Source organism: Burkholderia sp. SRS-W-2-2016, assembly GCF_001931485.1.
Lineage (GTDB): Bacteria > Pseudomonadota > Gammaproteobacteria > Burkholderiales > Burkholderiaceae > Paraburkholderia.
Genome location: NZ_MSDV01000057.1, coordinates 35,281 through 50,035, shown reverse-complemented (window position 1 = coordinate 50,035; position 14,755 = coordinate 35,281). Strand labels below are relative to the sequence as shown.

The 14,755-nt window shown below is 64.9% G+C and carries 16 protein-coding genes; 7 read left to right on the top strand and 9 right to left on the bottom strand.

The annotated features are described in order from the left end of the window. Nucleotide 1: 1 nt before the first annotated feature. Genes BTH42_RS24750 through BTH42_RS24735 form a run of 4 tightly spaced genes read right to left on the bottom strand, consistent with a single transcriptional unit; the run spans nt 2 to nt 3,358 of the window. Nucleotides 2-1,669, bottom strand: a complete 1,668-nt coding sequence (locus tag BTH42_RS24750) for an aromatic/alkene/methane monooxygenase hydroxylase/oxygenase subunit alpha (protein WP_083654900.1) — start codon at nt 1,667-1,669, stop codon at nt 2-4. A gap of 25 nt (nt 1,670-1,694) precedes the next feature. Beyond that, on the bottom strand, nt 1,695-1,967 hold the full coding sequence (locus tag BTH42_RS24745) for an MmoB/DmpM family protein (RefSeq protein WP_018433525.1): 273 nt from the start codon (nt 1,965-1,967) through the stop codon (nt 1,695-1,697). Beyond that, complete coding sequence (locus BTH42_RS24740) at nt 1,960-3,024, bottom strand: aromatic/alkene monooxygenase hydroxylase subunit beta (RefSeq protein ID WP_075303803.1); 1,065 nt, start codon at nt 3,022-3,024, stop codon at nt 1,960-1,962. The genes BTH42_RS24745 and BTH42_RS24740 overlap by 8 nt, the downstream gene beginning before the upstream one ends. A gap of 58 nt (nt 3,025-3,082) precedes the next feature. Next, nucleotides 3,083-3,358: a phenol hydroxylase subunit gene (locus tag BTH42_RS24735; RefSeq protein ID WP_075303802.1), complete on the bottom strand. Its 276-nt coding sequence runs from the start codon at nt 3,356-3,358 to the stop codon at nt 3,083-3,085. A gap of 430 nt (nt 3,359-3,788) precedes the next feature. On the opposite strand from BTH42_RS24735, the gene BTH42_RS24730 reads away from it, so the two are divergent. Continuing rightward, nucleotides 3,789-5,690: a sigma-54-dependent Fis family transcriptional regulator gene (locus BTH42_RS24730; protein ID WP_256702232.1), complete on the top strand. Its 1,902-nt coding sequence runs from the start codon at nt 3,789-3,791 to the stop codon at nt 5,688-5,690. 76 nt (nt 5,691-5,766) lie between these two features. Here BTH42_RS24730 and BTH42_RS24725 read toward each other — a convergent pair whose 3' ends face one another. Next, nucleotides 5,767-6,348: a MarR family winged helix-turn-helix transcriptional regulator gene (locus BTH42_RS24725; RefSeq protein WP_256702231.1), complete on the bottom strand. Its 582-nt coding sequence runs from the start codon at nt 6,346-6,348 to the stop codon at nt 5,767-5,769. Nucleotides 6,349-6,621: 273 nt separating this feature from the next. On the opposite strand from BTH42_RS24725, the gene BTH42_RS24720 reads away from it, so the two are divergent. The 4 genes from BTH42_RS24720 (at nt 6,622) to BTH42_RS24705 (ending at nt 10,124) form a co-directional block, all read left to right on the top strand. Next, complete coding sequence (locus tag BTH42_RS24720; RefSeq protein WP_075303801.1) at nt 6,622-7,776, top strand: M20 aminoacylase family protein; 1,155 nt, start codon at nt 6,622-6,624, stop codon at nt 7,774-7,776. Between the two features lie 65 nt (nt 7,777-7,841). Further along, on the top strand, nt 7,842-9,158 hold the full coding sequence (locus BTH42_RS24715) for an MFS transporter (RefSeq protein WP_075303800.1): 1,317 nt from the start codon (nt 7,842-7,844) through the stop codon (nt 9,156-9,158). A gap of 196 nt (nt 9,159-9,354) precedes the next feature. Continuing rightward, nucleotides 9,355-9,711, top strand: a complete 357-nt coding sequence (locus BTH42_RS24710; RefSeq protein WP_075303799.1) for a transposase — start codon at nt 9,355-9,357, stop codon at nt 9,709-9,711. Between the two features lie 152 nt (nt 9,712-9,863). Beyond that, complete coding sequence (locus BTH42_RS24705) at nt 9,864-10,124, top strand: hypothetical protein (protein WP_075303798.1); 261 nt, start codon at nt 9,864-9,866, stop codon at nt 10,122-10,124. 47 nt (nt 10,125-10,171) lie between these two features. Here BTH42_RS24705 and BTH42_RS24700 read toward each other — a convergent pair whose 3' ends face one another. The 3 genes from BTH42_RS24700 to BTH42_RS24690 form a co-directional block, all read right to left on the bottom strand. Continuing rightward, complete coding sequence (locus BTH42_RS24700) at nt 10,172-11,536, bottom strand: ATP-binding protein (protein WP_075303797.1); 1,365 nt, start codon at nt 11,534-11,536, stop codon at nt 10,172-10,174. Then, on the bottom strand, nt 11,533-12,246 hold the full coding sequence (locus BTH42_RS24695) for a response regulator (protein WP_075303796.1): 714 nt from the start codon (nt 12,244-12,246) through the stop codon (nt 11,533-11,535). Before BTH42_RS24695 ends, BTH42_RS24700 begins: the two co-directional genes overlap by 4 nt. 172 nt (nt 12,247-12,418) lie before the next feature. Further along, a complete protein-coding gene (locus tag BTH42_RS24690; RefSeq protein ID WP_075303795.1) occupies nt 12,419-12,709 on the bottom strand; it encodes a hypothetical protein in 291 nt (96 codons plus the stop codon). A 153-nt stretch (nt 12,710-12,862) separates the two neighbouring features. Here BTH42_RS24690 and BTH42_RS35600 point away from each other — a divergent pair, with 153 nt between their 5' ends. Continuing rightward, nucleotides 12,863-13,006 carry a hypothetical protein gene (locus tag BTH42_RS35600; protein WP_178392236.1) on the top strand — a complete coding sequence of 48 codons (144 nt, stop codon included), beginning with the start codon at nt 12,863-12,865 and terminating at the stop codon, nt 13,004-13,006. Nucleotides 13,007-13,177: 171 nt separating this feature from the next. Beyond that, nucleotides 13,178-13,426: a hypothetical protein gene (locus BTH42_RS24685; RefSeq protein ID WP_075303794.1), complete on the top strand. Its 249-nt coding sequence runs from the start codon at nt 13,178-13,180 to the stop codon at nt 13,424-13,426. A gap of 74 nt (nt 13,427-13,500) precedes the next feature. On the opposite strand, the gene BTH42_RS24680 is transcribed toward BTH42_RS24685, so the two are convergent. Beyond that, a complete protein-coding gene (locus tag BTH42_RS24680; protein ID WP_075303793.1) occupies nt 13,501-14,751 on the bottom strand; it encodes an arsenic transporter in 1,251 nt (416 codons plus the stop codon). Nucleotides 14,752-14,755 lie beyond the last annotated feature (4 nt).

Genomic DNA, 14,755 nt, shown 5'->3' with positions numbered 1-14,755 from the left:
CTCACGCGGGCTGAGCGGCGGGCGTGGCGGGTGGCGTGGTAGGCGGCGTGGTCGCGGCCTGCGTTTGCGCTGCCTGCTGCGCCGCCTGCTCCGCGATTGCCTCGGTAGTGCCCTCGCCGCCGTGGCTCGGCTTGCCGGTCCAGCGCAGCCAGTTCTTGCGGTCCGGCGAATCCTCGAACTCGTGGCCGTCTTCACCGACGTTGATGTGGTAGTAGCGCAGCACTTCGGCGAGCGGGTTGAAATCCGCCGCGCTCGGGTCCGCATCTTTCTCGAAGCAGTTGCCCTGGTAGATCTGATGCACCGGCAACCACGCCTGCACGTATTTCTCCGGCTCGTTGTCGAAGATGTCCTTGCAGCCGTCCGAGCAGAAATGGAATTTGTTGCCGAGATAATCGCTTTCGCGGTAGCAGGTTTTGGTCGGGTCGTCCGGTTCGGTGAAAGCCATCGGAATCTGGCAGATCTGGCACAGCATCGGCAGCGTGTTGTTGTAGAAGCGCTTGCCCTCTTTCTGCTGCTCGCGCCAGTACTCGAAACGCGGGCGGTACAGCCGGTCGAACGTGGCCGGATATTTTTCGGCGAGCCAGTTCATTTCGTCGTCGGACGGGATCCACGTGTGCATCGCGGCCGCGTGCGTGTAGTTGTAGAAAATGCCCCACGCCTCGTGCGAAATGCGGTCTTTCTCTTTCGATGCGACTTCGTGATACTTCGGCATCCTGATGCCGTAGCGCTCCAGGTCATGGAACAGCGCGCCGCCGTTCTTCTCGAAGTAGGTTTCCCACGCTTCCTGCCACGACATGATCCGCTTCGGCAGCATGTAGTCCATCATCATCGCGACCAGCGTCAACAGCCGGTAGCCGCGCCAGAACCATTTGTCGATCCACTTCTGGATGATCGGCACGTTGCCCGGATCCTGTTCGAGCAGGAACTTGACCACTTCGAGGCCGAGCGTCATATGACGCGATTCGTCGGACTGCGCGGAAAAACCGAACGTGACCGTCGCCATGTCGCCGTTGAACGCGGCGCCCGACATGAACGGCATGAACAGCAGATTGGTCAGCACGTATTCGAACGAGAACGAGATCGCGGTCACGAACTCGAACGGGCCGGCGCTCATCGCGTCCTCGAAATACGACTTCGGCACCGACAGATACCAGACCCGGTCGTGCATGTGCTTGAAGTCGTGAAAGCCGTTGAAGAACTTGTTGTAGTGGCTGATTGTGTGAACCTGGGTCTGCGCGTGGCGCAGTTCGTCGATCGCCTGCATCTGGCACGCGATGCGCGCGCCGGCGCCGCGGAAGTTGCGCCCGGCCAGCGCGAAGCCGCGATGCGCCGCGTATTCGAGCGGGCTCACGCCGGTCAAGAACAGCTTCAGCGCGTTGATATAGCGCGGGTCGGTCACGTTGAACTGGCCGTTGTTCTGCTGGAACGCGTCGATGATCGCGTACAGCTTGCGTTCCTTTTCGCCCTGGTACTTCCAGTAAGCGTCCATCGTCAGACGGAACGGGTCTTCCCATTTATCCCAGTCGTGGACCTTGATCCCTTCGAAGCGGTCGTACGGGAACACTTCGTCCATCGGCTGATAGGTGGTCTCCCAGCCGAGACCGCGAGTCAGCATCGCGTAGTTTTCCTTGATGCTGAGTTTTTTCGGCGTTGCGTTCGGGGTGCTCATTTTTTGGTTCCTCGTCGGGGGCCGCTCAGGCCTTCCATTCCAGAATGAATTCGTCGTCGGTCTCGTCGATGTTGCCGCCGAGCGAGATCAGATTCAGTTGCAGTTCGCGCAGGTCGAAATCGCGGCCGATGCGCTCCTCGATCGACTCGCGCCGGATCACCAGCCGGCCGACCGCGTCGATCTTCACCATCGCCGGAAACGCATTGACGACCGCGTGCGGGTTGTCGGCCTCGATTGCCTCGATGATCGGACGCGAATCGTCGTTGGTCTGGAATGCGATGAATACGGAATCAGCCATGATTGGTCTCCTGGTTTTGCGGCTGCGCTTGCGGCTGCATTTGCGGCTGCACCGTCTCAATCGAAACGCCCTGCTTCTGCACCCGCGCAGCGAAACTCGCGGCCGTTTCCTGCAACGCGGCATCGCCGTCCTGCGCGCCGAGCGCCTCCACCGCGAGCGGCCGCAATGCGTCGAGCACCCGCGCGCGCCACTTCGCGATCCATTGCGCGAGCAACGCCGCGTTCTCCGCCGACTCCGCCGCCGCGGTCTTCAAAGTCGCATCGACCCAGCGGCTCGTTTCGTCGAACCAGCTGCTCGCGAACTCGTTCACCATGCCGAGGGCCGCGCCGTATTCCTTCGACAGCCGCTGATCGATATGGCGATATACGAGCGGATACAGCAGCCCGTCGAGCACGACGTTCTGCGCGACGTAGGTCTCGAACCAGTCCTTCACGACCATCGTGTCCTCGACCACGCGGCGCAGCCCCTGCCACATCGGCTCATCGAGCCACTGCGCTTTGCCGTCGACCAGCGAGCTGCCCGAATTGCCGTCCAGCAGCAGCCCGAGCCGCGACAGGTACTGCGCGATGCCGAGCCGGTCCATCGAATGAAACATCGTCGCCTGAGTAATCGCGGTACCCCAGCCATAGCCGGTCACGAAGCAGTTATTCGTATTGGCCGCCCATTCGACGTGGCGCAGCGGCACCATCAACGCGGCGATGCGCGCTTTCGCGTCGTCCGGCAGATCGGCCAGCAGGCGCCGCCGCGTGACGAACTCGAGGTTCTTTTCCATCGCGTCCTGCTGACGCGCGCGGGTGATCGTGTACGCGCCGTAGTAGTACTGGCGCGGATCCTTGAACGCGTACCAGTCGTTCATCCGGATCGCCGTGCGGCCCTTGTCGTACAGCGCGAATTCCGGTTGCCACAGCGGCCGGTAATGGAAGTTGTCTTCGGGCTGCAGCTCCAGCGTCGCTTCCTGATAGCGCGACGCCGGCTTGTCCGCGCCGAGCCGTCTCGCGACATGCGAGAAGGTCTGACGGATCTGCTGGACCGAAGAGGTCTTGATGTCGATCTGCATGGGGTATCTCCTTCGTTTCCTTCGTTTGTTCTACGGGGCTCGCGCCCTTCGGTGCCGCTTATTCGCTGACGCCCGGCTGGCCGTAGCGCCACTTCAGCTGTTCGAGATCGAGCGCCGCCGCTTCGTCGTCGCTCAGTTGCAGCACCTGATGAGTCGCGCAAAAGGACGCGTAATCCGGCGCGCTCATCACGAGCTCGACGCTCAGGCCCGGATCGCCGATCGAAAAATCGAACTCGACGAAGCCGTCGTCGCGGCGTTCGCGCACGCGCACATAGCGGCGCGTCACATCGAAACTGCGCGGCGCCGGTTCGGCGTGGGGTGAATGCGAGGACATCGCCGTCTCCTTGGTGTTTTTGCGGGGTCGCCAGGCGCGTCGGGAAACGCGCGGCGCCTGCTTCTGTTTTCACTGCATGCTTTGATCGAAAATCGCTGCTGCGCGCCTATTAATGCAACCGCTATGCCAATGCGGCGCGAAAAGTCTCGCGACGCACGGCAACAAGCGCACAATCCCTTGTGAATCAACGGATAAGCCACACGCAAAAAATGGCGAGGCAAAATCGGGGCGGCGCGCGGGCCGGTTTGCGCTAGATCAAATGATCGAAAGCGGCCCGCCGCGCGCATCGCGCGGCCGATCAAATCGGTATCAGGGAACACCCGGAGCCTGCCGGCGCGCGATTGGTCATGCAGTCGCACGCGCGACATTGCATACTGACGGCCCGGCACCGGCCGGCAAAAAATCAGACAAGTGGTGGAGACGAATTCCGATGGTCACCCGAAGCAAGCCCGCCGAAAATCCGCGCATGTCGATGGTCTCGCCGCAGGGCGCGTGCGTGGACAGCCTGCGCTATCCGGACATCGCGGACCTGATGTCGCGACTGCATTTCTCGCCCGGCGACGGCCGCATCTGGCTCGGCGACCAGCGCATGCTGCTCGTGCATACCGGCTCGGTCGGCGTGATGCGCCGCGAGCTGATCGACAGTCTCGGCATCGACGCGGCGCGCGGCCTGCTCACGCGGATGGGCTACAACTCCGGCGCGCGCGACGCCGAGCTCGCGCGCAAGGTGCGCCCCGATAGTTCGATCACCGAAATGTTCGCGGTCGGCCCGCAACTGCACATGCTCGAAGGAATGACGGTGGTCGAGCCGGTGCGGCTCGAACTCGACGTCGAAAAAGGTCACTACTACGGCGAATTCGTCTGGAAGAACTGCGCGGAAGACGAGGAACACGTCCGCATCTACGGGATCGGCGCGGAGCCGGTGTGCTGGACGCAGATCGGCTATGCGTCCGGTTATACGAGCGTATTCATGGGGCGGCCGATCGTCTATCGCGAAGTGGAGTGCCGCGCGCTCGGGCAGTCGCAATGCCGGATCGTCGGCAAGCCGGTCGAGGAATGGGGCGACGAAGCCGCCGACGATCTGCGCTTCATGCAGGCGCAGTCGTTTACGCACGGGCTTTCGGTGGCCGCGTCGCGGCGCGACAGCGGCCAGGCGGCGAAGCATGCCGGCAAGCGCGCGACGAACAGTGAACTCAAGCGCGCGCCGCAACAGGACGCGAACGAAGCAAGCACCGCGCTGCTCGGCGACAGCCGCCCGCCCACCCCGACCGCGTTCGGCGACGACAACATGGTCGGCGCGTCGCCCGGCTTCAACGCGGTCTGCCATATGATCCGGCGCGTCGCGACGACCCGCGCGACCGTGCTCTTTCTCGGCGAAAGCGGCGTCGGCAAGGAAGTGTGCGCGCGCACGCTGCACCGGATCAGCGCGCGCAGCGACGGCCCGTTCGTCGCGGTTAACTGCGCGGCGATTCCGGAGGCGCTGGTCGAGTCGGAACTGTTCGGCGTCGAGCGCGGCGGCTTCACCGATGCGACGCAGAGCCGTCCCGGCCGCTTCGAACGCGCGAACGGCGGCACGCTGTTTCTGGATGAGATCGGCATTCTCAGTCTGACCGCGCAAGGCAAGCTGCTGCGCGCTTTGCAGGAAGGCGAGATCGAACGGGTCGGCGATACGCAGACGCGCCGCGTCGACGTGCGGGTGATCGCGGCGACCAACCTCGATCTGAAGGACGAAATTCGCGCGGGACGCTTTCGCGAGGACCTGTATTTCCGTCTGAACGTATTTCCGATCCGGGTGCCGTCGCTGCGCGAGCGGCGCGAGGATTTGCCGGTGCTGCTCAATCACATGCTGCACAAGTACCGCGAACGCCATGCGCGCGACGTGACCGGCTTCACCGGCCGCGCGCTCGATGCGCTGCTCAACTACGGCTGGCCCGGCAATATCCGCGAGATGGAAAACCTCGTCGAACGCGGCGTGATTCTCGCGCCGGACGGCGGCGCGATCGATATCGGCCATCTGTTCACCAGCGGCGAAACGATCGACGCGCAGATGTTCGGCCTCGGCAGCAACGGCTCGCTGACGCCATCGGGCTCGCTGCTCGATCAGCAGGCGGGCGGCGGCGGCGAAGTGGAACGGGTGGTCAGAAAGGTCAACGATCTGCTGATGGGCGCGAGCGGCGAGATCGATCCGACCTCGCTCGACGATATCGAAACCGCGCTGCTAAAAAGCGCGGTGCAACGCGCGCAGGGCAATCTGTCGGCGGCCGCGCGCACGCTGGGGATTACGCGGCCGCAGCTGGTTTACCGGCTGAAAAGCCGCGGACTGCGGGTGTAAAAAAAGCGGCGCTGAAATTCAGCGCCGCTTTTCGAGCCTCTTTTCAGCGCCGGCGGAAACACACGCCGCCCGCGCGCTACTCCTTGCCGCTACGCCGAAACACGTCGACCAGCTTGTCGACGATCCGGTTCAACTCGCTGCGCTCGTCGGCCGACAGCATCGACAGCATTTCCGTTTCCAGCGACTGGCCGAACTGATCGGCGGTCGTACGTAGCCGCTTGCCGGCCGCGGTGGACCAAAGCTGGAAATGGCGCGCATCGTCGGGATGGATCGAGCGCCGCACCAGCTTGCGTTCGATCAGGTCGGCGACCAGCTTCGAGAGCAGCGTCTTTTCGATCAGCGTCTGTTCCTTCAACTCGGTCGCGGTAATCCCCTCCGCGTGGCAGATCACCCGCAGCACCCGCAGCGACCGCACATCGAGCCCGACCGCGGCGCGGTATGAAGCATTCGCACGACTGATCATCTCGTTCTTGAGCAGATCGAGCTTGAAGGTCAGAAAGTAATTCCACTCGATGGAACTGCTCACCGGCGCATCGCCGGCCGTCTCCGCAACAAGCGCTTGCGCGTGGTCCCGCGCCGCTTCCTGCCCAACCTCCGGCAGCGCGGTCGCCGCCTTCCTGCCGACGCGGCGCTTGGCGTTGTTTTTTTGCTCCCCCACTGGCGTCCCTGCTCGCATCTGTTCGCGTCCTGTCTGAAGACTTTACTTAATTGCCCGCCTCACGCACCGGCGCGCTTGCGCGGCCATCGCCACGCTCACGCGGCCGCGCCGGCATCTGATCGAGGATGATAGCCCAGACCCTGCGCATTGTTCGATTACTAGGGAAAAGCATTAGTTGAAAACTGCAACTAATGAATTATTCTTCGACTCGACCCGGCGCCGGCTGTCACGCAGCGAGCGCCGCACCCATTCATCACCAGGAGGATTGGCGGTATGCAGATGGACAGCGATTTGAAAGCTCTGGGCGAACAGATGCGCGCGTGGCGCAGGGACATCCACCAGCATCCGGAACTCGGATTTCACGAGCATCGCACCGCGGGTCTGGTCGCGAAGCTGCTGGCCGACTGGGCAATCGACGTGCAGACCGGGATCGGCGGCACCGGCGTGGTCGGCACGATTCGCGGCACGCGCGGCGACGGTCCGTCGCTCGGTCTGCGCGCGGACATGGACGCGCTGCCGATGAGCGAAAAAGGCACGCCCGCGCACCGCTCGACTCACGACAACGTGTTCCACGGCTGCGGCCACGACGGCCATACCGCGATCCTGCTCGGCGTCGCCAAACACCTCGCCGCCAATCGCGATTTTCGCGGCACCGTGCATCTGATCTTTCAACCGGCCGAGGAAACGCTGCGCGGCGGCTCGGCGATGATCGACGACGGCCTGTTCGAGCGCTTTCACTGCGACGAAGTCTATGCACTGCATAACAACAACCAGTTGCCCGCCGGCAAGATCGGCGTGCGCAGCGGCGCGATCCTGTCGGCGTGCGACCTGTTCCGGATCAACATCAAGGGCGTCGGCAGCCACGCGGCGATGCCGCACAAGTCGATCGATCCGTTGATTGTCGGCACCACGCTGGTGCAGTCGATCCAGAGCATCGTCAGCCGCAACATCGATCCGCTCGATACCGCGGTGGTCAGCATCTGCAAATTCCTGTCCGGCACCGCGATCAACGTGATTCCCGACACCGCGCTGCTCGAAGGCACGGTGCGCACGTTGTCGGTGAAGGCGCAGGAAACCACGCTCGCGCGACTGCGCGCGATCTGCGAAGGCGCGGCGGCGATGTACGGCTGCGAAGTGAGCTTCGAACATCTGCAGACCTCGCCGCCCACACTGAACACGCCCGCCGAAACCGACACGGTGCGGCGCGCGGCGGAGCAGGTGCTCGGCGCGGACAACGTGATCGTCGACGTCGCGCCGCTGATGGCCTCGGAAGATTTCGCGTTCATGCTGCAGCAGCGCCCGGGCTCATACTTCTTCCTGGGCCACGACGGGCTCACCTGCCACCACCCCGAATTCGATTTCGACGACGACACCGCGCCGACCGGCGCGGCGGTGTTCATCGAGATCGTCCGGCAACGGCTCGGTTGAAGCGGCAACATCGGCGGCCGCCACCCGCGGCCGCATCTAAAGCAATCGATCAGAGGGGAACAGCTATGAACGGAAAACCGACGCCGTCGCCGGCGATGGTGCGCAAAGTAGTCATCGCTTCGGTACTCGGCAATGCATTCGAATGGTTCGACTTCGCGATTTACGGGCTGTTCGCCGTGATGATCGCGAAGCTGTATTTCCCGAGCGGCAACGAGTTCGCGTCGATGCTGCTGACGCTCGCGACGTTCGGCGTCGGCTTCGCGGTGCGCCCGCTCGGCGGCGTGCTGCTCGGCCTGTACGGCGACCGCGTGGGCCGCAAGAAGGCGCTGTCGCTGACGATCGTGCTGATGTCGATCGGCACCGGCATGATCGGCATCCTGCCGACCCACGAGGCGATCGGCATCGCCGCGCCGATCCTGATGGTGCTCGCGCGATTGATCCAGGGCTTCTCGGTGGGCGGCGAATTCAGCGGCGCCACCACGATGCTGGTCGAGTTCGCACCGGAAAACCGCCGCGGCTTTTTCGGCAGCTTCCAGATGTGCTCGCAGGCGCTGGCGTTCTCGCTCGGCGCGCTGGTCGCGTATCTGCTGACCGTCAACCTCACGCCGCAGGCGCTCGAATCGTGGGGCTGGCGCCTGCCGTTCCTGCTCGGCATCCTGATCGGACCGGTCGGCTGGCTGATCCGCTCGACCGTCGACGAATCGCCGGAATTCGTCGCCTACACGCAGGAAGTGCAAAGCGGCAAGGTCAAGCGCGTGAATACGCCGCTGCGTACCGTGTTCCGCGACTATCCGCGCGCGGTGCTCGGCACGCTCGGGATGTCGGTGGTCGGCACCGTGTCCGCGTATGTGTTCGTGTTCTTCCTGCCGATCTTCGCGAAGAAGCAACTGGGCATGTCGTCCACCGACGTGAACCTGAGCACCTTCATCGGCACCCTGGTGATCCTCGTGTTCTGCCCGCTCGCCGGCTATCTGTCGGATCGCTACGGCCGCAAGGCGGTGCTGCTGCCGGCGATCGTCGGCTACAGCATCGCGTCGTACGTGCTGTTCAAGCAGTTCGTCACGCTGCCGAGCTTCGGCACGCTGCTCGCGGCGCAGGTCGGCGTGTCGTTCTTCATGAGCTTCTTCTGGGGCCCGACGCCGATCGTGCTGACCGAAGTGTTCCCGGTCAGCGTGCGCTCGACCGGCGCGGCGGTCACCTACAACCTGGCGGTACTGATTTTCGGCGGCCTCGCGCCGTTCGTGAATACGTGGCTCGTGCACGCGACCGGCAGCAATCTCGCGCCGATCTACTACGTGCAGGTGAGCGTGGTGATCGGTCTGATCGGCGTGCTGCTGTTGCCGTCGATCGCACGCCGCACCGCGGCCGGCTTCGCAACCTGAAATGAAACATGTCCCCGGCAGCGCGGCAGTCCATCGATTCCGGCGCCGGGGACAAACGATGAAACGTCGACGCTAACAGCATCCGCCACGCGGCAATCCGCCGTTAAACCGCCCAAACCACGCTCAATTCCGGAATTAGTAGCCCCCCCCCAAACCGTAAGATCGTGATGTACCCCTTAGTGAAACGTTGGGCGGCATGCTAGACCTTCCTCTTTCCGATGACGCGTGGGCACGCGTCAGTCACCTGTTCCAGCCGCCGCCGAACAAGCGTTTTGGACGGCCGGCGCGACCGCCGCGCGAGATTCTCAATGCGATCCTGTGGGTGCTCACGCGCAACGAGAAATGGCACCGGCTGCCGACTACGTTCCCGCCGTCGCAAACCTGCTACATCAAATGGCTGCAATGGCGGCGCGCCGGTTTGATGAGCGCGATTCTCGACGCACTGGAGTTGACCGAGCAGCTCGCCGCGTTGCAGGCGCCGGCGGGCGCCGTGGCGACGCTGGCAACGCCGGACACCGCGGAACAGCCGGCGCCCGCCGATTCCGACGCGTGAATTCGACGGCAAGGCGGCATATATTGATGTTAGGGATCGAAACCCGCGACGGCGTTGCCCGATCTGCCCGGGCCCGCCGCGTGCGGGTATGATGCGGGCGCGGCGCAGCGCGGCCGCCGTTCCGATCCCGCATTTTCGCCACGAGAACCATCATGCCTGCCCAACCCGACCAAGCCCCCGGCGCGCATAACCCGCCGGACAAGCGCAAGACGCTGTCCCTGACCGCGCGCAATCTGCTGATGGTCCTCATCGGCGTGATCGTGTTCGTGATCGTCGCGGGCATCGTGCTGTACAACCCGATCATGTACGGCGACCAGATTCCGAACTTCGGCATCATCCTGATGATGACGGTGCCGGTGATCGCGGGCGTCGCGTTTCGGGTCGGCCTCGACGCGTGGCTCGACCGGGAGTGAGCGGCGTGCCGGGTGAACCGCGGCTTGCGACGAAGCTGGCCACGCCGTCACGCCTGCGCTTCGACCGGCAACACGACCCACACTTCGAGCCCGCCGCCGTCGCGCGGATGAAACTGCAGGCCGCCGCCGTGCAGCCGCGCGATCCGCTCGACAATCGATAAACCTAGCCCCGTGCCGCCGCTATGCGCGCGCGCATTGGGTCCGCGCTGAAACGGCGCCTTCAGCTTCTCCAGCTCCGCCGCCGTCAGCCCCTTGCCGCGGTCGCCGACCGCGACCGTCACCGCGCCGCCGCTCGCCCACGTGCGCACCGCAAGCCCCGCTCCGCCATAGACGATCGCGTTCTGCATCAGGTTCATCAGCAGCCGCATCATGCCGATCGGCCGGTACCGCACCGCCGGCAGCGCGCCCAGCGACAACTCGAACTCGTGGCCGAGCCCCGCGAAATCGCCGGCCAGCCGTTCGATCAGCGCGTTCAGATCGCCGGGCTGCGCCTGCTCGCGCTCGCCGCTGCCGGCGTAATCCATGAACTGCTGCAGGATCGTTTCGATGTGGTCCAGATACGATTCGGCGGCCACCACGAAACTGCTGTCGGCGCCCGCCGGCAACGCCATCGCCATCGACAGCCGCAGCTTGGTCAACGGCGTGCGGATGTCGTGCGAAATGCCGGCGAGCATCAGCGCGCGGGTCGCCTCGGCTTCGCGTAACGCGTGCGTCATCTGATTGAAAGCGGCGCCGACCGCGGCGATTTCGGCGGGGCCGTCGGTCGGCAGCGGTTCGGGCATGTCGCCGGCGCTCACGCGGCGCGCGGCGCCGGTCAGCTCGCGCAGCGGTTCGTTCAGATGCAGCTGGATCGCGTAGCCGGCCAGCGCCGCGAGCACGCCGAGCCCGAGCGACAGGAAGATCGCGGCCTCCAGACCGCTGCCCTGCGCGTCCGCGGGAATCGGCAGCGCGATCCAGTACGGCGCGCCGGTCGACTCGGCGGTGCCGGCGGCCGGTGCATGCATGCGGATCCACAGACGCTGCGCGCCCTCGGTCTGCCAGCGGGCCGGCATGTCGGCGGGCAGATGCGCGCGCAGGCTGTCGAGAAACACGCGGCGCTGATAGCCGCGATACGCGCGCAACAGGTCGTGCGGCGGCGCGTCGTTCGCTTCGGGCGGCAACTCTTCGCGCGCATCGAGCCGCGCGCTGAGCGCCGCGCGCGACGCGGGCGGCGTCGCGGCGAGCAGGTTATCGAGCGTGGTCACGTAGCTCGCGAACACGGCCGCCGCGCGCTCGACGCGCGGACGCTGCACGTAATGCAGCAGCACCACGATCGAGGCGACCTGGCTCAGCATCACCAGCACGATCAGCAGCGCGATGTTGCGCGCGAGCAGCGTACGCGGCAGCAGTCTGCGCCACGGCGACCGCGTCATGATTCGACATCGGCGGCGAGCATATAGCCGACGCCCCATACGGTCTTGATGAAACGCGGCTTCGACGGATCGGCTTCGACGATCTGGCGCAACCGCAGCACCTGCACATCGATGCTGCGATCGAGCGCGTCATGGTCGCGGCCGCGCGCCCGCGCGAGCAGGTTGTCGCGGCTCACCGCGCGATTCGGCGACGACGCCAGCGCGACCAGCAGCAGCATCTGCGCCGAATGAATCTCGAGCAGCTCGCCGGCGCGTGTCAGCTGCTGCTTGCCGACATCGAGCGCGAATTCGCCGAAGCGCACGCTTTGCGAAGTGACGGTCGGCTCGCCGGCGGCGATCTTCTGCCGCCGCAGCAGCGCGTTGATGCGCGCGACCAGTTCGCGCGGCAGGAACGGCTTCGCGAGGTAATCGTCGGCGCCGGTTTCGAGGCCGGCCGCGCGATCGAGCGGATCGCCCTTGGCGGTCAGCATCAGGATCGGCAGCGTTTGGCCCTGCGCGCGCAGTTGCGCGCAGATTTCGAGGCCGTCTTCGTCGCCGATCATCAGATCGAGGATCAGCAGATCGAACGGCTCGCGCTCCAGATAGCGGTACAGGCGCTTGCTGTCCTCGGCCGCGCGCACGTCGAAGTCGTGGCCGCGCAGAAAGCGCAGCAGCATGTTGCGCAGCTCGACTTCGTCGTCGAGCACGATGATCCTGGCAGGACGTTCCATGCGGCGGCTCCTGGGTTGGTCGCGAGCGCGGGCGCTACGACGCCGAGTATGAACGCAAACGCGGGAACTGTGCCGGGCGGCGGCGCGCTCATGAGCGCGACTACCAGCGCGATAGCGACCGCGCGGCGCCGTGCGGCCTCGCCCGCTACGATCCCGCCGATCCCCGCGCCGCTCAGTGCGCTGCCCCGCGTTCCTGCATGAACGCCGCGATCTGCGGCAGCGTCACGTAGCCGAGTTTCTGCGTGTCGATTTCGTCGAAATGACGCGCGAGCATCGGCATGCCGGTGGCGGCCTGCTCGCGGGTGAGTTTGCCGTCGTGCGTGGTGTTCGCGTTTGCAAAGCGCGTCTGCAACTGCTGCTCCATGCGCTCCATCCGCTGCGGGGTCATCCCTTGCGGCGCGGCCTGCGCGAATGTGACGGTGGATGCGCAGCACAGCAGCACGGTGGCGAGCAACTTCTTCATGACTGACTCCTTCGATGGGGTCATCGCCGTCGCCTGCAATTGCCGCGATCCGTTTCGATGACAGGGCGAATTCTTGGCCATGCGCCGTCGCTGTGCAATTGAACAATCATGTCGAGTTATGTCATGGCCGCGGGCGCCGCCGCGTGACATCGAATGACATCGAATGAAATGAGTTTGCCGTTCTATTTCGCAAGCGTGCTGCGTATCGTTCGTTCTGCCGGCGCTATCCGCGCCTTCGATCCCGAACGCGCCGCCCGCGCATTCCAGTCGCGCACCACAACGGACCAGAATAAGTAAAGCTTGCAGGCATTGCCGCTTCTTACGCGCTGCGATGTGCCGAAGTTGCGGGTCGAATCGGCGCTTTCCGCCACGGAGTCTGGCTTCAGCCGCCCTCGCCAAGCTTGGAACGATGATTGCTTTTGAATAGGATTCGCGCGGGCTCACCCCCAACCTTCCCGGAACCTACCCATGAGTTACCAAGATATCGACAAGGAAATTGCCCACCTCGAAGTCGTATTCGGCCTGATTTCTCCGCGCGACCGCTTTCCGCTGTCGTACTGGCAGCGGCGCTTGCATGCGCTGATGTCTTCATCGTTGATGCCCGCGCAACGCGAACGCGTCGCGCGTCTCGAAGCGATGTTGCGCTCGGCCGGTTCGCGGCTGAGTCAGGTCGCTGAAACGACGCGGTCGGGCTCGGCTTTGAGTGCGGGTGTGTGATGACGCTGTAATCGACATGAGGACGCCGCGCGGGGCGTCCGAACTCCGAACGGGTGGCCACCGGGCAGCGCCGCTCACCCCATCAAAACCCGCACCCCCAACGCCAGCACGAGCGCCGGCACCATCACCAGCACACCGACCTTCAGGAACTTCAGAAAGCTCACGTCCTCGCCTTCGCGGCGAATCGCGTTGAGCCATAGAATCGTCGCCAGCGAGCCGGTGATCGACAGGTTCGGCCCGAGGTCGACGCCGATCAGCAGCGCATCGATCACGCGTTCGGGACTGTGCGCCTGCATCACGGTCGAACTCGCGATCAGCCCCGCCGGCAGGTTGTTCATCAGATTGCTGCCGAACGCGATGATCGCGCCGGCCCACCCCGCCGCGGCCATTTCGTTGCGCTCGGTCGCGCGCCGCAACTCGCCCGCGAGCGTGTTGATCACGCCGGTGTGATCGAGCATTTCGACCAGCACGAACAGCGCGGCGACCAGCGGCAACACGTTCCAGGAAATCTCGCGGATCATCGGCAGCGGCGATTTGCGCTCCTTGAGCAACACCACCAGCGCGGTCAGCGCGCCCAGTATCGCGGTCGGCATGCCGAGCTGGATGTCGTACGCGGACACCGTCAGCAGCACGCCGGCGGTCACCGTGATGCCCGCGAGCGCGACCTTGCCGCTCGCCGACAGCTTCACCGCTTCGAGATTCGCTTCGCAGACGCCGGCCAGCGCGTCGCGCTGGGTCCAGCGCAGCATCACGAACGTCGCGACGATCGACAGCAGCGACGGCAGCGCAAAACGCGCCATCCAGTGACCGAGCGGCGGCGTGTGATTGCCGTACAGCACGATGTTGGCCGGATTCGAAATCGGCAGCACGAAGCTCGCCGCGTTGGCGACGAACGCGCACACGAACAGCAGCGGCAATGGCGGCGTCTTCGCCTTCTTCGCGGCCGCGAACACGGCCGGCGTCAGCACGACGGCGGTCGCGTCGTTGGACAGAAACGCGGTGATCACCACGCCGAACAGATAGACGAGCACGAACAGCTTGCGCGGCGAACTGCGCGCATGATTGACCGCCAGCACCGCGACCCAGTCGAACAGCCCCTCGCGCCGCCCGACCTCGGACAGCAGCATCATGCCGAACAGGAACAGATAGACATCGGTGCCCTTGCCGATCGCCTCGAACGCGAGCGGCAGCGGCAACAGCCCGAGCACCACCAGCAACACCGCGCCGGCGACGGCCCATACCGCTTCCGGCCATTTGAACGGCCGCGTGATCACGCCCGCGGTCGCGGCGGCGGCAATACCCCAGGAAAGGAAAACGGAATTCACGACG